Source organism: Pseudomonas sp. S1(2024), from assembly GCF_046557535.1.
The window spans coordinates 41,950-65,881 of sequence record NZ_JBKGFP010000002.1; the positions used below are offsets into that span (position 1 = coordinate 41,950).

Consider the following 23,932-nt stretch of genomic DNA (forward strand, 5'->3'; position numbering starts at 1 on the left):
GGACTTGCAGTGGGCAGGCCGGGTGAAGGGAACCCCTGACCGACTGGTCAGGGGTGGATCGGGCGGTACTTTACCCGAGAATCGAGCTTTACGCGGTTTCTACCGTCGGAAAACTTTTCACCAGGTCGTCCAGTTGCTTGAGCTGGGCCAGGAATGGCTCCAGTTTGTCCAGGCGCAGGGCACATGGGCCATCGCACTTGGCGTTGTCCGGATCGGGGTGGGCTTCGAGGAACAGACCGGCCAGGCCTTGGCTCATGCCGGCCTTGGCCAGGTCGGTGACCTGGGCGCGGCGACCACCGGCGGAATCGGCGCGACCACCCGGCATCTGCAGGGCGTGGGTCACGTCGAAGAACACCGGGTACTCGAACTGCTTCATGATGCCGAAGCCGAGCATGTCCACCACCAGGTTGTTGTAGCCGAAGCTCGAACCACGCTCGCAGAGAATCAACTGGTCGTTACCGGCTTCTTCGCACTTGGTCAGGATGTGTTTCATTTCCTGAGGCGCGAGAAACTGGGCCTTCTTGATGTTGATCACTACGCCGGTCTTGGCCATGGCCACCACCAGATCGGTCTGGCGCGACAGGAATGCCGGCAGCTGGATGATGTCGCACACCTTGGCTACAGGCTCGGCCTGATAAGGCTCGTGTACGTCGGTGATGACCGGCACGTTGAAGGTGCGCTTGATCTCTTCGAAGATCTTCAGCCCCTCTTCCATGCCCGGGCCACGGTAGGAAGTTACCGACGAACGGTTGGCCTTGTCGAAGCTGGCCTTGAACACGTACGGGATACCAAGCTTCTCGGTCACCCGCACGTACTCTTCGCAGACCTTCATTGCCAGGTCACGGGACTCCAGGACGTTCATGCCGCCGAACAGGACGAACGGCTTGTCGTTGGCGATCTCGATGTTACCGACGCGAATGATCTTCTGGGTCATTGATCAGGCCTTGTTCTTCTGAGCCAGGGCTGCCTTGACGAAACCGCTGAACAGCGGGTGGCCGTCACGCGGGGTCGAGGTGAATTCCGGGTGGAACTGGCAGGCGACGAACCATGGGTGGTCCTTGGACTCGACCACTTCCACCAGCGCGCCGTCTTCAGAGCGGCCGGAAACCACCAGGCCGGCATCGATCAGTTGCGGCAACAGGTTGTTGTTCACTTCGTAGCGATGGCGGTGACGCTCGGTGATCACGTCCTTGCCGTAGCAATCGTGCACCTTGGAACCGGCCGCCAGCTGGCAGTCCTGTGCGCCCAGGCGCATGGTGCCACCCAGGTCGGAGGCTTCGCTGCGGGTTTCGACGGCACCGGTGGCATCGGCCCACTCGGTGATCAGGCCGACTACCGGGTGACCGCTGTTGCGGTCGAACTCGGTGGAGTTGGCATCCTTCCATCCCATCACGTTACGGGCAAATTCGATCACGGCCACCTGCATGCCCAGGCAGATACCCAGGTACGGCACCTTGTTCTCACGGGCGTATTGCACCGCGGTGATCTTGCCTTCCACGCCGCGCAGGCCGAAACCGCCCGGCACCAGGATGGCATCGGCGCCTTCGAGCAGGCTGGTGCCCTGGTTCTCGATGTCTTCCGAGTCGATGTAGCGCAGGTTGACCTTGGTGCGGTTGGTGATGCCGGCGTGGCTCATCGCTTCGATCAGCGACTTGTACGCATCCAGCAGCTCCATGTACTTGCCGACCATGGCGATGGTCACTTCGTGCTCAGGGTTGAGCTTGGCATCGACCACCTTGTCCCACTCGGACAGGTCGGCGCCATTGCACTGCAGGCCGAAACGCTCGACGACGAAATCGTCCAGGCCCTGTGCGTGCAGCACGCCCGGGATCTTGTAGATGGTGTCGACGTCTTCCAGCGAAATCACCGCACGCTCTTCAACGTTGGTGAACAGCGCGATCTTGCGACGCGACGAGGCATCGACCGGGTGGTCGGAGCGGCAGATCAGCACGTCAGGCTGCAGGCCGATGGAGCGCAGCTCCTTGACCGAGTGCTGGGTCGGCTTGGTCTTGGTCTCGCCAGCGGTGGCGATATACGGGACCAGGGTCAGGTGCATCAGCATGGCGCGCTTGGAGCCCACTTCGACGCGCAGCTGGCGGATGGCTTCGAGGAACGGCTGCGACTCGATGTCACCCACGGTACCGCCGATTTCCACCAGGGCCACGTCGGCATCGCCGGCGCCCTTGATGATGCGACGCTTGATTTCATCGGTGATGTGCGGGATGACCTGGATGGTCGCGCCCAGATAGTCACCACGACGTTCCTTGCGCAGTACGTGCTCGTAGATGCGGCCGGTGGTGAAGTTGTTGTTCTGGGTCATGGTGGTGCGGATGAACCGCTCGTAGTGGCCCAGGTCGAGGTCGGTCTCGGCGCCATCGTGGGTGACGAACACTTCACCGTGCTGGAACGGGCTCATGGTGCCCGGATCGACGTTGATGTACGGATCCAGCTTGAGCATGGTGACCTTCAGGCCCCGCGCTTCCAGGATGGCCGCCAGGGAAGCCGAGGCAATGCCTTTCCCCAATGAAGAAACAACACCGCCCGTGACGAATATGTAGCGCGTCATGAAAAACCCTAGAAGTCTGCGTTAAGGCGGCCAGCGCCGCCGGAGAAAGCGAAGGAAGGCCGAAGCCCCCGATCACCTGCGTCAATCACAGTGCATCTCGAAAAACTGCCGCGTCTGTACAGACCAGGGGTATCCCCGGCATGGAGCTCGCTCGTCATTTCCAGAATCAGCCCAGCAAAAAACTGCTTGGTAATCGGCAACTCCTGTGTTTTCGCGGAACCCACAGAAGCTGTATCAAGAAGGGAGGGTAGTCTACCCGAATGTACCCTTCAGCTCAAACCTTGCGCGTTCGTCGGCAACTGCCAGGACAGCTGGCAATCAGCCTGCACCAGCCCGGGCAGGTTGGCCACCGCCAGCAAGCGTTCGCCCCGGTACAGCAGTGGCAGGCGCGGGCGCAGGAAAAGCGGCACCTGCAGTTCGTTTAACAGGCGCTTGAGGTCGCGTCGGCCGCGGCCGGGGACATCCAGCACTTCACCGCCCTGGCGGTAGGCAATGCGCAAGCCGTCCAGCGGCGCTGCGCCAACAAGACGCACCCTGCCGTTACCCGGCAACAGCAAAGGCTTGGCGGGATCGGCCCAAGGCAGTTCGCCGACGGGCAGCTGCAGCCAGTCACCACTCAACCACCAGATGCGGCCATGACTGCGCAGCAACTGCCCATCGGCAAGCTGCCAGGCGGGCCGGGCATCGGCGGCGGCATCGCGCAGGTCCGCCCAGCCGGCCCAGTGTCGGGTGTCGGGCAGCCGGGTACGGTGGCTCAGCCAGTATTGCAGGGCATTGCGCTGACGGGCAGGCGACAGCGCCACCAGGGAAGCCAGGTCGAGGGAGTCCAGCCCCGGCCAAGCCACCGGCGCGCCCTCCCCGGCGAGCGCCAGGTCGTCCTGGGCCAGCTCGTCCAGCAGGCCTTGCGCTTCGCTCAGGTGCTCGGCGGCGCGGGCCAGGTTCTGGCTGGCCTGCGGCCAACGTTGCTGAAGCAGCGGAAACACTTCGCTGCGCAGGTAGTTGCGGGCAAATTGTGTGTCAACATTTGACGGATCTTCGATCCAGGCCAGCCCATTGGCCTGGGCGTGGTCCTGCAGTTGCTGGCGGGAACAGCCCAGCAATGGCCTGACCAGGCTGCCCTGCCCTAGCGCCCGCTGCCCCGGCATTGCAGCCATGCCACGCAGGCCTGCGCCGCGCAGCAGGCGGAACAGCAGGGTTTCGGCCTGGTCGTCGCGGTGCTGGCCGGTGAACAGGATGTCGCCTGGGCCGAGCGCTTGCCTGAAGGCAGCATAGCGGGCGTCGCGGGCGGCCTGTTCGAGGCTGGCGCCGGGGGTGACCTGGACATGGATGACCTGGAGTTCGATGCCGAGATTGTCGCAGACGGCTTGGCAGTGGGCGGGCCAGGCATCGGCGGCGGGTTGCAGCCCGTGGTGGACGTGGATGGCGCGCAATGGAGGGGATGCGTGATTGCGGGCGTAGTCGCCCAGCAGATGCAGGAGGACGGTGGAATCGAGGCCGCCGGAGAAGGCGATGTACCAGGTGGGGGCGTTGAGCCAGGGGGTGAGGTTGATCATCTAGCCTCGCTCGGTTCAAGAACGCATTCGCGGGCACGCCCGCTCCCACAAGTATGGCGCTAGCCCCGAGGGCAAAGCATTACCTGTGGGAGCGGGCGTGCCCGCGAACACCGGCGAAGCCGGTGCCATTCATCTCGCTATCAGAGGCCGTAGCTCATCAGGCGATCGTAACGGCGGGCCAGCAGCGCGTCATGGTCGAGCTTGCCGAGCATGTCCAGCTGCTGTACCAGGTCGGCACGGATGCTTTCCGACATCTTCGCCGGGTCACGGTGGGCGCCGCCCAGCGGCTCCTGGATGACCTTGTCGACGATGTTCAGGCTCTTCAGGCGCTCGGCGGTGATGCCCATGGCTTCGGCTGCGTCGGCTGCCTTGTCGGCAGTCTTCCACAGGATCGAGGCGCAGCCTTCCGGCGAGATCACCGAGTAGGTGGAGTACTGCAGCATGTTCAACTGGTCGCACACACCGATGGCCAGCGCACCGCCGGAACCACCCTCACCGATCACGGTGGCGATGATCGGGGTTTTCAGGCGCGCCATCACGCGCAGGTTCCAGGCGATGGCCTCGCTCTGGTTGCGCTCTTCGGCGTCGATGCCCGGGTAGGCGCCCGGGGTGTCGATGAAGGTCAGGATCGGCATCTTGAAGCGCTCGGCCATTTCCATCAGGCGGCAGGCCTTGCGGTAGCCTTCAGGGCGCGGCATGCCGAAGTTGCGGCGTACCTTCTCGCGCACTTCGCGGCCCTTCTGGTGACCGATGACCATGACCGGCTTGCCGTCCAGGCGCGCAGTACCGCCGACGATGGCAGCGTCGTCCGAGAAATGACGGTCGCCGTGCAGTTCTTCGAACTCGGTGAAGATGTGCTCCAGGTAGTCCAGGGTGTAAGGACGACGCGGATGACGAGCCAGGCGGGCGATCTGCCAGCTGGTCAGGTTGCCGAAGATGCTTTCGGTCAGGGTGTTGCTCTTGTCTTGCAGACGGGCAATTTCATCGCTGATGTTCAGCGAGTTGTCGTTGCCTACCAGGCGCAGGCCTTCGATCTTGGCTTGCAGGTCGGCAATCGGCTGTTCGAAATCGAGAAAATTCGGGTTCATAGTCATCCGTCTTGGGTCTACGGCCAGGCGGCCGGCCGGTTGATCCGTTTGGCGCCCTACCTTAAGGGATCAGGCGCATTCAGGTCGAGATTAAATTTTTTTCGGTTCAACGATATTGCAGGAAGACGTTCTCACGCCCGAACTGGTCACGCAGCGCCTGAATCAGCCCATCGGCCGGGTCGATAGCCCACTGCTCGCCGAACTGCAACATGGCCTTGGCGTCGCTGCCGGTGTATTCGAGGGTGATCGGGCAAGCGCCGCGATGGCGGGTAATCAGCTCGCCCAGCCACTTCAGCCGGTCGCCCTTGAGCGCTTCGTGTGCCACCTTCAGGCGCAGGCTCTCGGCCAGCTTGGTGCGCGCATCCTCCATGGTCATCACCTGCTTCACCCGCAGGCGCAGGCCACCGGAGAAGTCGTCGTTACTGACCTCGCCTTCGACCACCACCATGGCATCGGTCTGCAGCAAGGACTGTGCCGCCATGAAGGCGTCGGCAAACAGCGATGCTTCGATGCGGCCGGAGCGGTCATCCAGGGTGACGAAGCCCATCTTGTCGCCCTTCTTGTTCTTCATCACCCGCAGGGCAATGATCATGCCGGCGATAGTCTGGGTATCGCGTGACGGCTTGAGGTCGATGATGCGCTGGCGGGCGAAGCGGCGGATCTCGGTCTCGTACTCGTCGATCGGGTGGCCGGTGAGGTACAGGCCAAGGGTGTCCTTTTCGCCCTTCAGGCGTTCCTTGAGGGTCAGTTCGCGCACCTTGCGGTGGTTGGCGTAGACGTCGGCATCCGCCTCTTCGAACATGCCGCCGAACAGGTCGACGTGGCCACTGTCAGCTGTGTGGGCGGCCTGCTCGGCAGCCTTGATGGCCTCGCCCAGCGCCGAGAGCAGGGTTGCACGGTTGATGTCGATATTGGCGTGGTAGGCCTTGATCTCGTCATGGAAGTGCGGGCCCAGGCGGTCCAGCGCACCACTGCGGATCAGCGCGTCGAGGGTGCGCTTGTTGACCCGTTTGAGGTCGATGCGCTCACAAAAGTCGAACAGGTCCTTGAATGGGCCACCCTGGGCGCGGGCCTCGACGATCGCCTCCACCGGGCCCTCGCCGACGCCCTTGATGGCGCCCAGGCCGTAGACGATGCGCCCGTCATTGTTGACGGTGAACTTGAAGTCGGAGAAGTTCACATCGGGCGCGTCGAGGCGCAGCTTCATGCTGCGCACTTCCTCGACCAGCACCACCACCTTGTCGGTGTTGTGCATATCCGCCGACAACACCGCAGCCATGAACGGCGCCGGGTGGTGGGTTTTCAGCCATGCGGTCTGGTACGAAACCAGGCCATAGGCGGCGGAGTGGGACTTGTTGAAGCCGTAACCGGCGAACTTTTCCACCAGGTCGAAGATGTTACCAGCCAGGTCTGCATCAATATTGTTGTTGGCACAACCTTCAATGAAACCACCGCGCTGCTTGGCCATCTCCTCGGGCTTCTTCTTACCCATCGCACGGCGCAGCATGTCGGCGCCGCCGAGAGTATAGCCAGCCATCACCTGGGCGATCTGCATCACCTGTTCCTGATACAGGATGATGCCATAGGTCGGTGCCAGCACCGGCTTCAGGCCTTCGTACTGGTAGTCCGGATGGGGGTAGGCGAGCTCGGCGCGGCCGTGCTTGCGGTTGATGAAGTCGTCCACCATGCCCGACTGCAGCGGGCCTGGGCGGAACAGCGCCACCAGTGCGATAAGGTCTTCCAGGCAGTCGGGCTTGAGCTTCTTGATCAGCTCTTTCATGCCCCGCGATTCAAGCTGGAACACCGCCGTGGTTTCGGCCTTCTGCAACAGCTCGTAGGTCTTGCGGTCGTCCAGTGGGATGAAGTCGATGTTTACATCGGGCAGGTTCTTCTTGGCCTGCTCGCGGTTGATGATCTCCATCGCCCACTTGATGATGGTCAGGGTCCGCAGGCCGAGGAAGTCGAACTTCACCAGGCCGGCGGCCTCGACGTCATCCTTGTCGAACTGGGTTACCAGGCCGCCGCCCTCTTCATCACAGGCGATCGGCGAGAAGTCGGTGAGCTTGGTCGGGGCGATGACCACACCACCGGCGTGTTTGCCGGTACCGCGTGTCACGCCCTCGAGCTTCAGGGCCATGTCCCAGATTTCGCGGGCGTCTTCGTCACCCTTGAGGAAGTCGCGCAGGATCTCTTCCTGCTCGTAGGCCTTTTCCAGGGTCATGCCCACTTCGAACGGGATCATCTTCGACAGGCGGTCGGCCAGGCCGTAGGACTTGCCCTGTACCCGCGCCACGTCTCGCACCACCGCCTTTGCCGCCATGGTACCGAAGGTGATGATCTGGCTGACCGCGTTGCGGCCATAGGCTTCGGCCACATAGTCGATCACCCGGTCACGGCCATCCATGCAGAAGTCGACGTCGAAGTCGGGCATGGAAATACGTTCAGGGTTGAGGAAGCGCTCGAACAGCAGGTCGTAGGCCAGCGGGTCGAGGTCGGTGATCTTCAGTACATAGGCCACCAGCGAGCCAGCACCCGACCCCCGGCCCGGGCCGACCGGCACACCGTTGTTCTTGGCCCACTTGATGAAGTCCATCACGATCAGGAAGTAACCGGGGAAGCCCATCTGGATGATGATATCCAGTTCGAACTTCAGGCGGTCCAGGTAAACCTGACGCTTCTCTTCGTAGTTGGGCGTGGTCTCTTTCGGCCACAGCACTGCCAGGCGCTCTTCCAGGCCTTCGTGGGACACATGCCGCAGGTAGTCATCGATGCCCATGCCATTGGGCGTGGGGAAGTCGGGCAGGAAGTACTTGCCCAGCTGCACCTGGATGTTGCAACGCTTGGCAATCTCGACGGTGTTGGCAATGGCGTCGGGCAGGTCGCTGAACAGTTCGGTCATTTCTTCGGCCGACTTCAGGTACTGCTGGTCGCTGTACATCCTTGGCCGGCGCGGATCGTCGAGGGTCCAGCCCTCACCGATGCATACGCGGGTTTCGTGAGCATCGAAGTCCGATTGCTTGATGAAACGCACATCGTTGGTTGCCACCAGCGGAGCGCCGAACCTGTCGGCCAATGCCACGGCGGCGTGCACATATTCCTCGTCGCGGGCGCGGTTGGTGCGCTGCACCTCGACATAGAAGCGCTCGGGGAACATCGCCATCCAGTCCTGCAGCAGGGCCTCGGCTTCATCTTGCCGCCCCGCCAGCAAGGCCATGCCGATGTCACCTTCCTTGCCTGCGGACAGGGCGATCAAGCCCTCGCTGGCCGGGGCGATCCATTCACGCTGAAGGATCACCAGGCCGTTGCGCTGGCCCTCGGTCCAGCCGCGCGAGATCAGCTCGGTGAGGTTGCGGTACCCCTTGGGGTTCATGGCCAGGAAGCAGATACGCGACAGCGGTGCTTCCGGGTCGGCAGCGGCCAGCCACAGGTCGGCGCCGCAGATCGGCTTGATGCCCGCGCCCATGGCAGTCTTGTAGAACTTTACCAGCGAGCACATGTTGCTCTGGTCGGTGATCGCCACCGCCGGCATGTTCATCCCGGCCAGCGCCTTGGCCAGCGGCTTGATCCGCACCAGGCCGTCGACCAGCGAGAATTCGGAGTGGACGCGCAGGTGAACGAAGGGAACCGACATGGAAGATCCTGTAGCAGTGCTGAACGACAAGGGCGGGATTGTAGCTTAAATGGGGATGTTTTTTGGGGCTGCTTCGCAGCCCATCGCCGGCAAGCCAGCTCCCACAGGGACCGCGTAGCTGTCAGGGATTGTACGATCCGTGTGGGAGCTGGCTTGCCGGCGATGGGCCGCAAAGCGGCCCCGGGGGTTCAGATCAGGGAATCGAGAACACCGGCACGCGCGTCCCACGCGGCCCGCACCGGGGCAAAGGAGCGCCGATGAATAGGTGTAGGCCCCAAGCGTGCCAGCGCCTCGAGGTGCACCGGGGTCGGGTACCCCTTGTGCCCACCAATGCCATAACCCGGGTAGATCAGCTCGAATGCGCTCATCTCCCGGTCACGGGTCACCTTGGCCAGGATCGACGCCGCCGCGATGGCCGGCACCTGACTATCGCCCTTGACTACCGGCGACGCCGGTACGGCCAGTTTCGGGCAGCGGTTACCGTCGATCAGGGCCAGCTTCGGTGTAATGTGCAGGCCTTCCACCGCGCGCTGCATGGCCAGCATGGTCGCATGCAGGATGTTCAGGCGGTCGATTTCCTCGACCTCGGCACGCGCGATGCAGAAGCTCAAGGCCTTTTCGCAGATCTCGTCGAACAACGCTTCGCGCTTGGCTTCGGTGAGTTTCTTCGAATCGTTCAGGCCGAGGATCGGGCGCGCCGGGTCGAGGATCACCGCCGCGGTCACGACTGCACCGCACAGCGGGCCACGGCCCACTTCGTCGACGCCCGCGACCAGGTCCTCGACCAGGTTGAAGTCCAGTCCAATTTGCATGTCAGCGGTCCTTGAGCAAGGCCAGTACCGCCTCGGCCGCCTGGTTGGAGGCGTCACGGCGAAGGGTGCGGTGAATTTCGTCGAAACTTTCGGTCTGCCGGCTGCCATCGGCTACCAGCGGCGCCAGGGTATTGGCCAGTGCTTCGCTGGTGGCGTCATCCTGCAGCAGCTCGGGTACCAGCGCACGCTGGGCCAGCAGGTTCGGCAACGAAACGTAGGGGCTCTTTACCAGGCGTTTGAGGATCCAGTAGGTCAGGGGCGCCAGGCGATAGGCCACAACCATCGGCCGCTTGTACAGCAGCGCTTCGAGGGTGGCAGTACCCGAGGCGATCAGCACCGCGTCACAGGCCGCCAGGGCCTGGTGCGACTGGCCATCGAGCAGGGTCAGCGGCAGCTTACGCCCTTCGAGCATCTGCTCGACCTGGGCGCGCCGCGCGGCATTGGCACAGGGCAGTACGAAACGCACGCCCGGTACCTGCTGGCGCAGCCTTTCGGCAGCATCCAGGAACAGTGCCCCCAGGCGCCCTACTTCGCCGCCCCGGCTGCCCGGCATCAACGCCACTACCGGCCCTTCGCCCAAGCCCAGCGCGGCACGCGCCGCAGGACGGTCGGCTTCTAGCGGGATGGTATCGGCCAACGGGTGGCCAACGAAGCGCACTGACACGCCCTGCTCTTCATAGAACCGCGCCTCGAATGGCAACAGCGTCAGCATCAGGTCGCAGCCTTCGCGAATCTTCAGCACACGCTTCTGCCGCCAGGCCCATACCGACGGGCTGACGTAGTGCACGGTCTTGATCCCGGCCTGACGCAGTTTCAGTTCGATGTTGAGGGTGAAGTCGGGGGCATCGATGCCGATGAACACATCGGGCTTTTCACCGATCAGGGTCTCGATCAGCAGCTTGCGCCGCTTGAGCAGCTCGCGCAGGCGCCCCAGCACTTCGACCAGGCCCATGACGGCCAAGCGCTCCATGGGGAAATAGGATTGCAGGCCTTCGGCTTCCATCAAGGGACCACCAACGCCGATGAACCGTACATCGGGGTGGCGTGCCTTGATGGCACGCATCAAGCCTGAACCGAGAATATCGCCGCTGGCCTCACCTGCGACCAAGGCTACGCAAAGCTGGGCCATGTCAGCGGGTGATGCCGCGGGCGGAGTTCACGATCGACTGACGGAACAGATCGACCTCAGGGTGCTTCGCAGCCAGTTCGTCCAGCTCCTTGAGCGCGTCTTCGACGGTCAGGCCCTGGCGATAGACGATCTTGTAGCAACGGCGCAGCACATGGATCACCTCGTCGCTGAAACCCCGGCGGCGCATGCCTTCGAAGTTCATGCTGCGGGCTTCGGCCGGGCTGCCGAACACGGTGACGAAGGCAGGGACATCCTTGCCGATCGCCGTGCCCATGCCGGAAAACGCGTGGGCACCGATATGGCAGTACTGGTGCACCAGGGTGTAACCGGACAGGATCGCCCAATCCCCCACGTGCACATGGCCGGCCAAGGCCGTGTTGTTGACCAGGATGCAGTGGTTGCCGATAACGCTGTCGTGGCCGATGTGGGCATAGGCCATGATCAGGTTATGGTCACCGACGGTGGTTTCCGAACGGTCCTGGACGGTACCGCGGTGGATGGTCACCCCTTCGCGGATCACATTGTGGTCACCGATCACCAGGCGCGTCGGCTCACCCTTGTACTTGAGGTCCGGGGTGTCTTCGCCGATCGAGGAAAACTGAAAGATACGGTTGTGCTTGCCGATGCGGGTCGGCCCTTTGAGCACAACATGCGGGCCGATAACGGTGCCCTCCCCGATCTCCACATCAGGGCCAACGATCGACCAGGGGCCGACCTCGACACCATCGGCCAGCCTGGCCGAGGGGTCGATAATGGCCCGAGGATCAATCGAATTCATAGGGAGCGTTCCGCACAGGTGATTTCTGCCGAGCAAACCGGCTTGCCGTCGACCAGGGCGCGGCACTCGAATTTCCAGATCATGCTCTTGCGGCTGAGGAACTTCGCCTCCAGCACAAGCTGGTCACCCGGCAGTACCGGCTGACGGAAACGCAGCTTGTCGGAGCCGACGAAGTAGTACAGGGTGCCATCGGCCGGTTTGGCGTCGAGCATCTTGAAACCGAGGATACCCGCGGCCTGTGCCATGGCTTCGATGATCAGGACGCCCGGCATGATCGGGTGCGCCGGGAAATGGCCGTTGAAGAACGGCTCGTTGATGCTGACATTCTTGTAGGCACGAATGCTCTGGGCCTCGTAGTCCAGCTCCGTCACGCGGTCCACCAACAGGAACGGGTAACGGTGAGGCAGGTATTCGCGAATCTCGTTGATGTCCATCATTTCGGGGGGGAAGCCTGTAATAAGAATAGGGAGCGCAGGTGCTGACCACACGCTCCTTTTGCAGTCCAAAGAGGAGCCAGCTAGCGACTGTTCACTCTTGCTCAGGGAATGGTATCAGCCTTCTGATGTCGGCTGGCCACCTGAGGTCACGGTATCGACGCGTTTTTCCAGCTGCTGGAGACGCTTGGCCATGTCGTCCAGGTGGCGGATACGCGCGGCGCTCTTGCGCCATTCAGCCAGTGGCTGCATGGCAGTGCCGGAAGAATAGGCACCCGGTTCGGTGATCGAACGGGTCACCATGGTCATCCCGGACACGAAAACGTTATCACAGACATCGATATGACCCACCATGCCGACACCTCCGGCAATGGTGCAATGCTTGCCGATGCGCGTGCTGCCGGAAATCCCGACGCATGCAGCCATGGCCGTATGCTCACCGATCTGCACGTTGTGGGCGATCTGGATCTGGTTGTCGAGCTTGACCCCATCAGCGATGCGCGTATCCGACAGTGCACCGCGATCGACCGCAGTGTTGACACCGATTTCCACGTCGTCGCCGATGGTAACGCCACCGATCTGGGCAATTTTGCGCCACACGCCCTTCTCGTTGGCAAAACCGAAGCCTTCACCGCCAATCACGGCACCTGACTGGATGACCACACGCTTGCCGATGGTCACATCATGGTACAGGGTGACCCTCGGGGCCAGCCAGCCGCCCTCACCGATCACGCAACGGGCACCGACCACACAGTGTGCACCCACACTGACATTAGCCGCGATGCGCGCACCGCTTTCGATGACCGCGAACGGCCCGATGCTGGCACTGGCGTCCACCTGCGCGTCCTCGGCCACCACGGCGCTGGGATGAATACCCGCCACAGCCTTGGGTTTGGGGTCGAACAGGTGGGAGATGCGCGCATAGGCCAGATACGGGTCGGCGACGATCAGCGCATTGCCGGCAAAGCCTTCGGCATCCGCCGCCTTCAGCAGCACCGCAGCCGCCTGGCTGCTATCCAGGAACTTGCGGTACTGCGGGTTGGCGAGGAAGCTCAACTGACCTGGGCCAGCCTCCTGCAAGGTGGCCAGCCCGGTAATCTGCAGCGCCTCGGGCCCCTTGAGAGTGGCGCCGAGGGCCTCGGCCAACTGGCCTAGCGTCATGGTCACGGTCATATCAACGGGCTTGGTTCATGCGCTCGATGACCTGGCGGGTGATGTCGTACTGAGGCTTGACATCGATGACCGCGCCACGCTCGAGGACCAGGTCGTAACCACCTTTCTTGATCACTTCCTCGACAGCGCCATCCAACTTCGGCTTCAGCTGCTTGAGCATGTCGCGGTCAGCAACGGCCTTGGCTTCGTTCAGTTCCTTGGACTGGAACTGGAAGTCACGGGCCTTCTGCTTGAACTCGAGTTCCAGGCGCTCGCGCTCCTGCTGCTGCATCTTGTCGCCGCCCTTGATCAGACGGTCCTGGATGCCCTTGGCGCTGCTTTCCAGGCTTTTCAGCTTGGTCAGTTGCGGGCCGAACTTCTTCTCGGCATCCACCGCGTATTTCTTGGCGGCGTCCGACTCCAGCAGAGCCATCTGATAGTTCAGGACGGCAACCTTCATTTCGGCGAAAGCCGGGGTGGCGACAAGCGCCGCGGCCACTACGGCCAGTTGGGTCAACTTACGCACGATGCACTCCTGGATAAACCGTTGTCATTAAGCGAGGGCCGACCTCAGAAGGTCTGGCCCAGAGAGAATTGGAACACCTGGGTGTCGGCATCGTCCGGCTTCTTGACCGGCATTGCCAGGCTGAAGCTCAGCGGGCCCAGTGCGGTGATCCAGGTCACGCCCAGGCCGACCGAGCTGGCCATACCCGAGAAACCGACCTTCTCGCAATCAGGCTGGTTGCCGCAATTGGTGTCGAACACGTTACCCACATCCCAGAACACGGACGTGCGCAGCGAACGCTGATCCTTGACGAATGGCAGCGGGAACAGCAGCTCCACACCACCTTGTACCAGCACGTTGCCACCAAACGGCAACGGATCCTGGTCCGGGTCGGCGATGGTGCCTGGCTTGCCACCGTTGGCCTCACCGCGGCTTGGGGTACTGCGTGGGCCCAGGCTGCTGTCCTTGAAGCCACGGACGGAGTTGAAGCCACCCGCGAAGTAGTTCTCGTAGAACGGCAGGCCGGAGGTGCTGCCGTAACCATCACCATAGCCCAGTTCGGTGTGCAGGCGCAGGGTGTAGTCGTTGGTAATCGGCTTGAACAGCTGGCCGCGGTAGTCGAGCTTGAAGAACGACAGATCGCTGCCCGGAATGGTGGATTCCAGGGTCAGGCTTTGCGAGTGACCACGGGTCGCCAGCACGCCTTTGTTCAGGGTCGACTCCGACCAGCCGATCGAGGCCTTGAAGTTCAGGAAGCTGTCGCCTTCCTCTTCGAGGAAATCGAAGATCTCGTCAACGGTGTACTTGCCGGTCTTGATCTTGTCCTGCTGCACGCTCAGGCCATAGGTCAGGCGCGAGGTCTCGCTGATCGGGTAGCCGAGGCTGACGCCTGCACCGTAGCTGTCCACCGCGTAGCTGGCCACGTCGACGTCGAGGTCGTCGTAGTCGGTGCTACGGTAGAAGGCGTTGTAACCCAGGCTCACGCCATCGGCAGTGAAGTAGGGGTCAACGAAGCCGAAGTTGTAGCGGGTCTGGTATTCCGAACGGGTCAGGCCGATGGATACCTTGTTACCAGTACCGAGGAAGTTGCTCTGGCTGATCGAACCACCGAGGATCAAGCCGGCGCTCTGGGCGAAACCGACGCTGGCGGTGATCGAGCCGGAGGCCTGTTCCTCGACGCTGTAGTTGACGTCGACCTGGTCGTCGGTGCCCGGCACCGGCGGGGTCTCGACGTTCACTTCCTTGAAGAAGCCCAGGCGTTCCAGGCGGGTCTTGGACTGGTCGATCAGGTAGGTCGAGGCCCAGCCGCCTTCCATCTGGCGCATTTCGCGACGCAGCACTTCGTCTTCGGTCTTGGTGTTGCCGCGGTAGTTGATGCGGTTGACGTAGGCACGCTTGCCCGGGTCGACCACGAACATGATGTCGACGGTGTGGTCTTCATCGTTCGGCTGCGGCACGCCGTTGACGTTGGCGAAGGTGTAGCCTTCGTTACCCAGGCGGCGGGTGATCAGCTCGGAGGTGCTGGTCATCACCTTGCGCGAGAACACCTGGCCAGGCTGCACCAGCAGCAGCGACTTGACCTGGTCTTCCGGCACCTTCAGGTCACCGGACAGCTTCACGTCACGGACGGTGTACTTCTCGCCTTCGTTGATGTTGACGGTGATGTAGACGTGTTTCTTGTCCGGCGTGATGGACACCTGGGTGGAGGCGATGTCCATGTTGATGTAGCCGCGGTCCAGGTAGTAGGAACGCAGGCGCTCCAGGTCACCGGAGAGCTTTTCGCGGGCGTACTTGTCGTCGTTCTTGAAGAACGACAGCCAGTTGGTGGTCTTCAGCTCGAACAGCTGCGCCAGGGTCTCGTCGTCGAACACGTTGTTGCCAACGATGTTGATGTGCTGAATGGCGGCGACGGTGCCTTCGTTGATCTTGATCTTCAGCGCCACGCGGTTGCGCGGCTGCGGCACCACCTCGGCGTCAACCTCGGCCGAATAGCGGCCCTGGGCCACGTATTGGCGCTGCAGTTCGTTACGCACACCTTCGAGGGTGGCACGCTGGAAGATCTCGCCTTCGGCCAGGCCGGATTGCTTCAGGCCTTTCATCAGGTCTTCGGTGCTGATCGCCTTGTTGCCTTCGATCTCGATGCTCGACACCGACGGGCGTTCGACCACGTTGATGATCAGGACATTGCCATCGCGGTTCAGCTGAATGTCCTGGAAGAAGCCGGTCTTGAACAGGGAACGGGTCGACTCCACCAGTCGGCGGTCATCGGCCTGGTCGCCGACGTTCAGCGGCAAGGCACCGAAGACACTGCCGGCGGAAACCCGCTGCAGGCCGTTGACGCGGATATCGGAGATGGTGAAGGACTCGGCGTGAACTTCAGCGATCATCAGTGCGGACATGACCGCAGTTAGCAGCAGACGTTTCATGAAGTCCTTTTATTCCAACTGGCAATAAACAGCCCGCCGCGACAAGACGGCAGGTTTCGCAATTGAGCGAAGCTTTATAGTCGACCCAGATCGTTGATCAGGGCGAGCAACATCACCCCTATGACCAAACTGATACCGATCTGGACCCCCCAACCTTGCACCCGATCCGACAGCGGACGACCGCGCACCCACTCGACCAGGTAAAACAGCAAATGCCCCCCATCCAGAACCGGGATGGGCAGCAGGTTAAGAACCCCCAGGCTTATGCTCAGGTAGGCCAGGAAATTCAGGAAATCCCCCACGCCGGACTGGGCTGAAGCGCCCGCCACTTTAGCAATGGTTATCGGTCCGCTCAAGTTTTTTACCGAGAGCTCCCCGAACAGCATTTTCTTCAGCGATTCAAGGGTCAGGACGCTCATGTTCCAGGTGCGTGACAAGCCCTCACCCACCGCATCCAGCGGGCCATAGCTGACTTCGCGAAGCATGTTGGCAGGCCATTCGCCACCTTTTACCCCGGCGCCTAGATAGCCGCCGGCCGCCTTGCCCTCGCCCTTGCGCGCCAGGGTGACCGGGACGTCCAGCGCAGCACCATCGCGCTCGACACGCACCAGAACCTTGGCTTGCGGGCGGGCCCGCACGGCATCGACCACCTGCTGCCATTCGCTCACTGCCACGCCATCGAGGGCCAGCAGCTTGTCACCGGTTTTCAGGCCCGCAGCGGCAGCCGGCCCCTTCGGATCGATCTCGGCCAACACCGGCAAGATCGCCGGGCGCCAAGGGTGCAGCCCAAGGGACTGGATCGGGTCCGGCTCGTCGGCGCCCTTGAGCCAGCTGTCCAGCGTCACCTGCAGCTGGCGCTCGGCGCTGGCGCCCTCTTCACGCACGCCAACCTGCAAGGTGCCGCTCTCGCCCAGGCGGCGAACCAGTTGCAGGTTGACAGCAGACCAACCATTGGTCGGCTTGCCGTCGATGGAGACGATTTCCTGACCTGCGGTCAGGCCTGCCGATGCTGCCAGGCTGCCAGCATCGACCGCGCCGATCACCGGGCGGATCTGCTGGGTACCCAGCATCGCCAGCACCCAGAAGAACAGGATGGCCAGCAGGAAGTTGGCAACCGGGCCCGCCGCGACGATCGCGATGCGCTGGCGTACGGTCTTGCGGTTGAACGACTGCTCGATCAGCGCCGGCGGCACGTCCCCCTCGCGCTCGTCGAGCATCTTGACGTAGCCACCCAGCGGGATCGCCGCGACCACGAACTCGGTGCCATGGCGGTCATGCCAGCGCAGCAGCGGCGTGCCGAAGCCCACCGAGAAGCGCAGCACCTTGACACCGCAGCGGCGTGCCACCCAGAAGTGGCCGAATTCATGGAAAGTGACCAGTACACCCAAGGCTACGAGGGTGCCGATAATCATGTAGAGCGCTGTCATATCCATCTCCGAATGATGTTCAGCGGGCTGGCATCATGCCCAGCCCCCCTCGTGAACCGTGGCGGGCCTGCATCAGCGACCGTGACGCCTCAGCCACTCACGGGAAAGCTCCCGGGCACGCTGGTCGGCGGCGAACACCGCGTCCAGCGACGGCAGCGGTACGACGGGCTCCTGATCGAGCACCTGTTCGATCATACCCGCGATCTCCGGGAAGCGGATACGCCGCTGGAGAAATGCCTCGACTGCGACCTCGTTTGCCGCATTGAGCACAGCCGGTGCGCTGTTGCCGGCCTCGGCAGCCTGCCGCGCCAGGCGCAGGCAAGGGAAGCGCTGTTCGTCGGGCGCCTGGAAGTCCAGACGGGCGATGGCGAACAGGTCCAGCGGTGCCACACCGGAATCGATCCGCTCGGGCCAGGCCAGGGCGTTGGCGATGGGTGTGCGCATGTCCGGGTTACCCAACTGCGCCAGCACCGAACCGTCCACATAATCCACCAGGGAGTGGATCACGCTCTGCGGGTGCACTACCACCTCGACCTTGGCCGGTGCGGCATCGAACAACCAGCAGGCCTCGATCAGCTCCAGGCCCTTGTTCATCATGCTGGCCGAATCCACGGAAATCTTGCGCCCCATGGACCAGTTGGGGTGCGCGCACGCCTGTTCCGGGGTGACGTCCAGCAACGCCTCGACGGGCGTCTCGCGGAACGGGCCACCGGAGGCGGTGAGCAGGATCCGGCGCACGCCGACGGCACTCAGGCCGCGCGCGTAGTCGCCGGGCATGCACTGGAAGATCGCATTGTGCTCGCTGTCGATCGGCAGCAGCACGGCACCACTGCGCCGCACCGCCTCCATGAACAGCGCGCCGGACATCACCAGCGCCTCCTTGTTGGCCAGCAACACCTTCTTGCCTGCCTCGACCGCCGCCAGGGTGGGGCGCAGGCCGGCGGCGCCGACGATGGACGCCATCACCGCGTCCACTTCCGACGCAGAAGCCACCTGGCACAACCCGGCCTCGCCTTCCAGCACCTCGGTGGCGCAACCTGCCGCAACCAGGCTTTCGCGCAGTCGCGCGGCCGCCTCGGCATTCGGTACCACGGCGAATGTCGGCCGATGGTGCACGCACAGCGCAAGCAATTCGTCGATACGCGAATAGCCACTCAGGGCGAACACCTGATAACGGTCGGGATGGCGCGCGATGACATCCAGCGTGCTCAGGCCGATGGAGCCGGTGGCCCCGAGCACGGTAATACGCTGCGGACGGCTCACATCACACCCCATTCGGCGGCCCATAGCAGCACGGCGAAAATCGGGATCGCCGCAGTCAGGCTGTCGATGCGATCGAGTACCCCACCATGCCCAGGCAACAGGTTGCTGCTGTCCTTGATGCCGGAACGGCGCTTGAACATGCTTTCGGTCAGGTCACCGACCACCGAAGACATGACCACCAGGGCTGCACTCAGCAGGCCCAGCAGAATCTGGCCGAAGCCCCAGTCGCGACTGATTCCGACCACCAGGGTAATCACCAGGCTGACCGCCAGGCCGCCATACACGCCTTCCCAGCTCTTGCCTGGGCTGACCTGAGGCGCCAGCTTGCGCTTGCCGAAAGCACGGCCAGAGAAATACGCGCCAATATCGGCAGCCCACACCAGCACCATGACCGACAGGATCAGCCAGTTACCCAGCGGCCAGTGCTTGAGCAGCACCAGACCCTGCCAGGCCGGCAACAAAACCAGCAGGCCGATCAGCAACCGGCAGGCTGCACTGGCCCACAGCTCGCTACTACGTGGATAGGTAAGCACCAGCCAGGTGGCCAACCCCCACCAGATCACCGCAGCGCCCAGCACCCAGGGCGCCAGCTCCGGAAGGATGTACAGCAGCATCAGCGCTCCGGCGACGACCACGGCATAGGCGATGCGCAGCGGCTGGGCCATGAGCCCGGCCAGACGCGCCCACTCCCAGGCGCCGAGGGTCACCACGAAGCCGATGAACAGGGCGAAGTCCCCACCGTTGAGCAGGAAGAAGCCACCCAGCGCGATCGGCAGCAGGATCAGCGCGGTAATGATGCGTTGTTTAAGCATTAAGCACGAGCTCCAGCCTCGACCTGCTCGCTGGTCTTACCGAAGCGGCGCTGGCGCGAAGCGAAATCGGCCAGGGCGGTGCGCATGGCCTCGTGTTTGAAGTCCGGCCAGTACAGGTCGGAGAAGTACAGCTCGGCGTAGGCCAGCTGCCACAACAGGAAGTTGCTGATGCGGTGCTCGCCACCGGTGCGGATGCACAGGTCCGGCAGCGGCAGCTCGCCGGTTGCCAGGCAGGTCTGCAGCAGGCCCGGGGTGATGTCTTCCGGGCGCAGGTGCCCGGCTTGCACTTCCCGCGCCAGCCGCTGGGCGGCCTGGGCGATATCCCACTGGCCACCGTAGTTGGCCGCGATCTGCAAGATAAAGCGATTGTTGCCGGCAGTCAGTGCCTCGGCCTCACGCATGGCGGCCTGCAGCTCGGGATGGAAGCGCGAACGGTCACCGATGATACGCAGGCTGATGTTGTTCTCGTTGAGGCGTTTGGCCTCGCGGCGCAGGGCCGAGAAGAACAGTTCCATCAGCGCACCGACCTCTTCGGCGGGACGCTGCCAGTTCTCGCTGGAGAAGGCGAACAGGGTCAGCACCTCGACCCCGGATTCGGCACAGACTTCGATGACCGCGCGAACGGCGTCGACACCCGCCTTGTGCCCGGCAACACCGGGCAACAGGCGTTTTTTCGCCCAGCGGTTGTTGCCATCCATGATGATCGCGACATGACGCGGCACCGAGGACGGTGCCGCTGGCTTGGTCTTTTCCATTAAAAAACCCCGGCCTTAGACGGCCATCAGGTCCTTTTCCTTGGCTTTGAAGGCGGCATCGACTTCGGCAACGTACTTGTCGGTCAGCTTCTGGATCTCGTCAGCGGCGCGACGTTCTTCGTCTTCGCTGATTTCCTTGTCCTTGGTCAGCTTCTTCAGGTCGGCCAGAGCGTCACGGCGCACGTTGCGCACAGCCACCTTGGCATCCTCGGCAACGCCGCTGGCCTGCTTGGTGTAGCCCTTGCGGGTTTCCTCGGTCAGGGCCGGCATCGGCACACGGATGGTGGTGCCGGCGCTGGACGGGTTCAGGCCCAGGTCGGAGGTGAGGATGGCCTTTTCGATGGCAGCACTAAGGTTCTTGTCGTGCGCGACGATCTTCAGGGTGCGGGCATCTTCGACGGTGATCGCGGCCACCTGGTTCAGCGGCATCTCGCTACCCCAGGCAGTGACCTTGACGCTGTCCAGGATGCTTGGGTGGGCGCGACCGGTGCGGATTGCCGCGAGGTTGCGAGCCAGGGCCTCGAGGGACTTGGTCATGCGCTCCTGCGCGTCTTTCTTGATGTCGTTGATCATGCTTGGCCTTCCTCGATCAGAGTACCTTCAGCGCCACCCACCACGATGTTCAGCAGGGCGCCAGGCTTGTTCATGTTGAATACCCGCAATGGCATCTTGTGGTCACGGCACAGGCAGATTGCGGTCAGGTCCATTACACCCAGCTTGCGATCCAGGACCTCGTCGTAGGTCAGGTGATCGAACTTCTCGGCATGCGGGTCCTTGAATGGATCGGCAGTGTACACACCATCGACCTTGGTCGCCTTCAACACCACGTCGGCATCGATTTCGATGGCGCGCAGGCAGGCGGCGGAGTCGGTGGTGAAGAACGGGTTGCCGGTACCGGCGGAGAAAATTACCACATCCCCGGAGTTGAGGTGGCGAATAGCTTTGCGACGATCGTAATGATCGGTGACACCGACCATGGAAATGGCCGACATGACCAGTGCCGGGATGTTCGAGCGCTCCAGCGCGTCGCGCATGGCCAGGCCGTTCATCACGGTGGCCAGCATGCCCATGTGGTCACCGGTGACGCGGTCCATGCCGGCTGCGCTGAGCGCGGCACCGCGGAACAGGTTGCCACCACCGATCACCAGGCCGACCTGGACACCGATCCCTACCAGCTGGCCAACTTCGAGGGCCATGCGATCCAGCACTTTCGGGTCGATCCCGAAGTCTTCCGAGCCCATCAGGGCCTCGCCGCTAAGTTTGAGCAAAATGCGTTTATAGCGAGGTTGGCGACCACTCACCTGCTGAGCCATTGCGAGTCTCTCCTGCGGCGTACTTTTAGAAAATTCGTGCGGGCTGTTTGCAGCCTGCTAACTGTAGCGTGGCACCGCTTCGGTGCCAGCGGCGACGGGCCTTATAAACCCTTCGCCGTTTTGACAAAGAGGCTGCGCGCGTGAGCGGGCAGCCTCTTCGGGGCGACAGACGGGGCTGTCTTACTGCTTGGCAGCAGCTACCTGAGCGGCAACTTCAGCAGCGAAGTCGTCGACTGGCTTCTCGATGCCTTCGCCTACCTTGAAGTAGGTGAAGGAAACGATTTCAGCACCGGCTTTCTTGGCCAGCTCGCCAACCTTGACTTCCGGGTTCATGACGAAGGCTTGCTCGACCAGCGAGGCTTCGGCCAGGAACTTCGAGATACGACCTTTGATCATGTTCTCGACGATGTTTTCCGGCTTGCCGGCGATCTTGTCAGCGTTCAGCTGCAGGAAGACGCCCTTCTCGCGCTCGATGGCTTCGGCCGATACTTCCGACGGCAGCAGGAACTCAGGGTTCGAAGCTGCAACGTGCATGGCGATGTTCTTGGCCAGATCGACGTCACCGCCTTTCAGGACAACGGCAGCGCCGATCTTGTTGCCGTGCAGGTAGGCACCGACAACGTCACCTTCAACGCGCACCAGGCGACGGATGTTGACGTTCTCGCCGCACTTGGCAACCAGGGCTTCACGAGCAGCTTCACGCGAGGCGATCAGCGGAGCAGCGTCGGTCAGCTTCTGGGCGAAGGCTTCTTCGATGCTGTCGGCAACGAAGTTCTTGAAGTCGTCTTGCAGGGCCAGGAAGTCGGTCTGCGAGTTCACTTCCAGCAGGACGGCGGATTTACCGTCGGTCTTGACGGCGATAGCGCCTTCAGCAGCGACGTTGCCAGCCTTTTTGGCGGCCTTGATGGCGCCCGAGGCACGCATGTCGTCAATGGCTTTTTCGATGTCGCCGCCGGCCTTTTCCAGGGCCTTCTTGCAATCCATCATGCCTTCGCCGGTACGCTCGCGCAGTTCTTTGACCAGCGCTGCAGTAATTGCTGCCATTTCAAAATCCTCTTGGAAAGTTTTTCAACCATTCCACCCGTTCGTCACGGGCGTTCAATTCTGCAAATCCACTGTGTTTATCTCAGCGGGCCCATGATGCGGGGCCGATGCTGACAGCAGGATTTCAAGGTGGCAAAAAGGGGGCAGAGCCCCCTTTTTGCGTGCCAAGTCGACGCTAGCGTCTAATTACTCGGCAGCAGGTGCAGCCGCTTCTTCAGCGTAAACTTCGGTGCCGCCGGCAACGTTGTTGCGGCCGCGGATGACTGCGTCAGCCATCGAAGTCATGTACAGCTCGATAGCGCGGATGGCGTCATCGTTACCTGGGATGATGTAGTCAACACCTTCCGGGCTGCTGTTGGTATCGACAACGCCGATTACCGGGATGCCCAGCTTGTTGGCTTCGGTGATCGCGATGCGCTCGTGATCAACGTCGATAACGAACAGAGCGTCTGGCAGACCACCCATGTCCTTGATGCCGCCCAGGCTGCGATCCAGTTTTTCCAGGTCGCGGGAGCGCATCAGGGCTTCTTTCTTGGTCAGCTTGGCGAAAGTGCCGTCTTCGGCCTGGGTTTCCAGGTCGCGCAGACGCTTGATCGAAGCGCGGATGGTCTTGTAGTTGGTCAGCATGCCGCCCAACCAACGGTGGTCAACGTACGGCGAACCGCAACGAGCAGCTTGCTCGGCGACGATCTTGCCGGCGGAACGCTTGGTGCCGACGAACAGGATCTTGTTCTTGCCCTGGGCCAGGCGCTCTACGAACGACAGAGCGTCGTTGAACATTGGCAGGGTTTTTTCCAGGTTGACGATGTGGATCTTGTTACGCGCGCCGAAAATGTACTTGCCCATTTTCGGGTTCCAGTAACGGGTCTGGTGGCCGAAGTGCACACCGGCCTTCAGCATATCGCGCATGTTGACTTGGGACATGATAGTTCCTTGGTAAGTCGGGTTGGGCCTCCACGTATCCCAATGACCAACCCGCGAATTCTGCAACTCGGGGCACCCAGGTCATCGTGTCGACACGTGTGTGGGTTAAGTGCTGACGGGGTCGTCCCCGAAAGCGGCGCATTTTATACCACAGACCGCGACCGAACGGAACCCGGATACTGTTGCGTCCGTCAGCGGTTTTTGCAGCACCCCGGCTTTCGCGCCAGAATGCCAGCTGTAGACAGCAGCATTGCCGCCTTTATCCCGACCGATCGGCGCCCTGCTCTGCTAGAATCCGGCCTTTCCCGTTTGTTCGCGCC

20 protein-coding genes are annotated in these 23,932 nt (G+C 62.5%); all 20 read right to left on the reverse strand.

From position 1 onward, the window contains the following. Positions 1-88: 88 nt before the first annotated feature. The 20 genes from kdsA to rpsB all read right to left on the reverse strand — a co-directional run bounded on the left by kdsA (position 89) and on the right by rpsB (position 23,612). The gene (gene kdsA, locus ACLCGK_RS03425; protein ID WP_013971265.1) at positions 89-934 is read right to left on the reverse strand and encodes a 3-deoxy-8-phosphooctulonate synthase; all 846 of its coding nucleotides are present in this window, start codon (positions 932-934) and stop codon (positions 89-91) included. Positions 935-937: 3 nt separating this feature from the next. Further along, a complete protein-coding gene (locus ACLCGK_RS03430; protein WP_004375437.1) occupies positions 938-2,566 on the reverse strand; it encodes a CTP synthase in 1,629 nt (542 codons plus the stop codon). 269 nt (positions 2,567-2,835) lie between these two features. Next, positions 2,836-4,119: a tRNA lysidine(34) synthetase TilS gene (gene tilS / locus ACLCGK_RS03435; protein ID WP_410951285.1), complete on the reverse strand. Its 1,284-nt coding sequence runs from the start codon at positions 4,117-4,119 to the stop codon at positions 2,836-2,838. A 140-nt stretch (positions 4,120-4,259) separates the two neighbouring features. Beyond that, entirely contained in the window at positions 4,260-5,207 is a 948-nt protein-coding gene (accA, locus tag ACLCGK_RS03440) for an acetyl-CoA carboxylase carboxyl transferase subunit alpha (protein WP_015269200.1), read from the reverse strand. 106 nt (positions 5,208-5,313) lie between these two features. Then, positions 5,314-8,838, reverse strand: coding sequence for a DNA polymerase III subunit alpha (dnaE, locus tag ACLCGK_RS03445; RefSeq protein ID WP_013971262.1), 3,525 nt, complete (start codon positions 8,836-8,838; stop codon positions 5,314-5,316). A gap of 188 nt (positions 8,839-9,026) precedes the next feature. Next, a complete protein-coding gene (gene rnhB / locus ACLCGK_RS03450) occupies positions 9,027-9,650 on the reverse strand; it encodes a ribonuclease HII (protein WP_061551306.1) in 624 nt (207 codons plus the stop codon). 1 nt (position 9,651) lies between these two features. Beyond that, positions 9,652-10,779: a lipid-A-disaccharide synthase gene (gene lpxB / locus ACLCGK_RS03455; protein WP_410951286.1), complete on the reverse strand. Its 1,128-nt coding sequence runs from the start codon at positions 10,777-10,779 to the stop codon at positions 9,652-9,654. Between the two features lies 1 nt (position 10,780). Further along, positions 10,781-11,557 carry an acyl-ACP--UDP-N-acetylglucosamine O-acyltransferase gene (gene lpxA, locus ACLCGK_RS03460; RefSeq protein WP_023661474.1) on the reverse strand — a complete coding sequence of 259 codons (777 nt, stop codon included), beginning with the start codon at positions 11,555-11,557 and terminating at the stop codon, positions 10,781-10,783. Further along, entirely contained in the window at positions 11,554-11,994 is a 441-nt protein-coding gene (gene fabZ, locus ACLCGK_RS03465; protein WP_004375427.1) for a 3-hydroxyacyl-ACP dehydratase FabZ, read from the reverse strand. Before fabZ ends, lpxA begins: the two co-directional genes overlap by 4 nt. A 114-nt stretch (positions 11,995-12,108) precedes the next feature. Further along, entirely contained in the window at positions 12,109-13,164 is a 1,056-nt protein-coding gene (lpxD, locus tag ACLCGK_RS03470; protein WP_013971258.1) for a UDP-3-O-(3-hydroxymyristoyl)glucosamine N-acyltransferase, read from the reverse strand. A 1-nt stretch (position 13,165) separates the two neighbouring features. Beyond that, entirely contained in the window at positions 13,166-13,669 is a 504-nt protein-coding gene (locus ACLCGK_RS03475; protein WP_015269197.1) for an OmpH family outer membrane protein, read from the reverse strand. A gap of 44 nt (positions 13,670-13,713) precedes the next feature. Then, complete coding sequence (gene bamA, locus ACLCGK_RS03480) at positions 13,714-16,074, reverse strand: outer membrane protein assembly factor BamA (protein ID WP_013971256.1); 2,361 nt, start codon at positions 16,072-16,074, stop codon at positions 13,714-13,716. A 74-nt stretch (positions 16,075-16,148) separates the two neighbouring features. Beyond that, positions 16,149-17,501, reverse strand: a complete 1,353-nt coding sequence (rseP, locus tag ACLCGK_RS03485; protein ID WP_410951287.1) for an RIP metalloprotease RseP — start codon at positions 17,499-17,501, stop codon at positions 16,149-16,151. A 72-nt stretch (positions 17,502-17,573) separates the two neighbouring features. Continuing rightward, a complete protein-coding gene (ispC, locus tag ACLCGK_RS03490; RefSeq protein WP_410951288.1) occupies positions 17,574-18,764 on the reverse strand; it encodes a 1-deoxy-D-xylulose-5-phosphate reductoisomerase in 1,191 nt (396 codons plus the stop codon). Beyond that, the gene (locus ACLCGK_RS03495) at positions 18,761-19,576 is read right to left on the reverse strand and encodes a phosphatidate cytidylyltransferase (RefSeq protein ID WP_013971253.1); all 816 of its coding nucleotides are present in this window, start codon (positions 19,574-19,576) and stop codon (positions 18,761-18,763) included. Before ACLCGK_RS03495 ends, ispC begins: the two co-directional genes overlap by 4 nt. Then, positions 19,576-20,331 carry a polyprenyl diphosphate synthase gene (gene uppS / locus ACLCGK_RS03500; protein ID WP_013971252.1) on the reverse strand — a complete coding sequence of 252 codons (756 nt, stop codon included), beginning with the start codon at positions 20,329-20,331 and terminating at the stop codon, positions 19,576-19,578. The genes ACLCGK_RS03495 and uppS overlap by 1 nt, the downstream gene beginning before the upstream one ends. Positions 20,332-20,346: 15 nt before the next feature. Then, on the reverse strand, positions 20,347-20,904 hold the full coding sequence (gene frr / locus ACLCGK_RS03505) for a ribosome recycling factor (RefSeq protein ID WP_013971251.1): 558 nt from the start codon (positions 20,902-20,904) through the stop codon (positions 20,347-20,349). Next, positions 20,901-21,644 carry a UMP kinase gene (gene pyrH / locus ACLCGK_RS03510; RefSeq protein WP_003252294.1) on the reverse strand — a complete coding sequence of 248 codons (744 nt, stop codon included), beginning with the start codon at positions 21,642-21,644 and terminating at the stop codon, positions 20,901-20,903. Before pyrH ends, frr begins: the two co-directional genes overlap by 4 nt. Before the next feature lie 180 nt (positions 21,645-21,824). Beyond that, entirely contained in the window at positions 21,825-22,688 is an 864-nt protein-coding gene (gene tsf, locus ACLCGK_RS03515; protein WP_013971250.1) for a translation elongation factor Ts, read from the reverse strand. Positions 22,689-22,874: 186 nt separating this feature from the next. After that, the gene (rpsB, locus tag ACLCGK_RS03520) at positions 22,875-23,612 is read right to left on the reverse strand and encodes a 30S ribosomal protein S2 (RefSeq protein ID WP_003252287.1); all 738 of its coding nucleotides are present in this window, start codon (positions 23,610-23,612) and stop codon (positions 22,875-22,877) included. Between the last annotated feature and the right edge of the window lie 320 nt (positions 23,613-23,932).

Bases quoted from the DNA above. Each gene is read 5' to 3' on its own strand.
- tilS (WP_410951285.1), bottom strand. From the start codon at position 4,119: ATGATCAACCTCACCCCCTGGCTCAACGCCCCCACCTGGTACATCGCC.
- lpxB (WP_410951286.1), bottom strand. From the start codon at position 10,779: ATGGCCCAGCTTTGCGTAGCCTTGGTCGCAGGTGAGGCCAGCGGCGAT.
- ACLCGK_RS03430 (WP_004375437.1), bottom strand. From the start codon at position 2,566: ATGACGCGCTACATATTCGTCACGGGCGGTGTTGTTTCTTCATTGGGG.
- kdsA (WP_013971265.1), bottom strand. From the start codon at position 934: ATGACCCAGAAGATCATTCGCGTCGGTAACATCGAGATCGCCAACGAC.
- bamA (WP_013971256.1), bottom strand. From the start codon at position 16,074: ATGAAACGTCTGCTGCTAACTGCGGTCATGTCCGCACTGATGATCGCT.
- uppS (WP_013971252.1), bottom strand. From the start codon at position 20,331: ATGGAAAAGACCAAGCCAGCGGCACCGTCCTCGGTGCCGCGTCATGTC.
- accA (WP_015269200.1), bottom strand. From the start codon at position 5,207: ATGAACCCGAATTTTCTCGATTTCGAACAGCCGATTGCCGACCTGCAA.
- tsf (WP_013971250.1), bottom strand. From the start codon at position 22,688: ATGGCAGCAATTACTGCAGCGCTGGTCAAAGAACTGCGCGAGCGTACC.
- rseP (WP_410951287.1), bottom strand. From the start codon at position 17,501: ATGACAGCGCTCTACATGATTATCGGCACCCTCGTAGCCTTGGGTGTA.
- fabZ (WP_004375427.1), bottom strand. From the start codon at position 11,994: ATGATGGACATCAACGAGATTCGCGAATACCTGCCTCACCGTTACCCG.
- rpsB (WP_003252287.1), bottom strand. From the start codon at position 23,612: ATGTCCCAAGTCAACATGCGCGATATGCTGAAGGCCGGTGTGCACTTC.
- dnaE (WP_013971262.1), bottom strand. From the start codon at position 8,838: ATGTCGGTTCCCTTCGTTCACCTGCGCGTCCACTCCGAATTCTCGCTG.
- frr (WP_013971251.1), bottom strand. From the start codon at position 20,904: ATGATCAACGACATCAAGAAAGACGCGCAGGAGCGCATGACCAAGTCC.
- rnhB (WP_061551306.1), bottom strand. From the start codon at position 9,650: ATGCAAATTGGACTGGACTTCAACCTGGTCGAGGACCTGGTCGCGGGC.
- lpxD (WP_013971258.1), bottom strand. From the start codon at position 13,164: ATGACCGTGACCATGACGCTAGGCCAGTTGGCCGAGGCCCTCGGCGCC.
- lpxA (WP_023661474.1), bottom strand. From the start codon at position 11,557: ATGAATTCGATTGATCCTCGGGCCATTATCGACCCCTCGGCCAGGCTG.
- ACLCGK_RS03495 (WP_013971253.1), bottom strand. From the start codon at position 19,576: ATGCTTAAACAACGCATCATTACCGCGCTGATCCTGCTGCCGATCGCG.
- pyrH (WP_003252294.1), bottom strand. From the start codon at position 21,644: ATGGCTCAGCAGGTGAGTGGTCGCCAACCTCGCTATAAACGCATTTTG.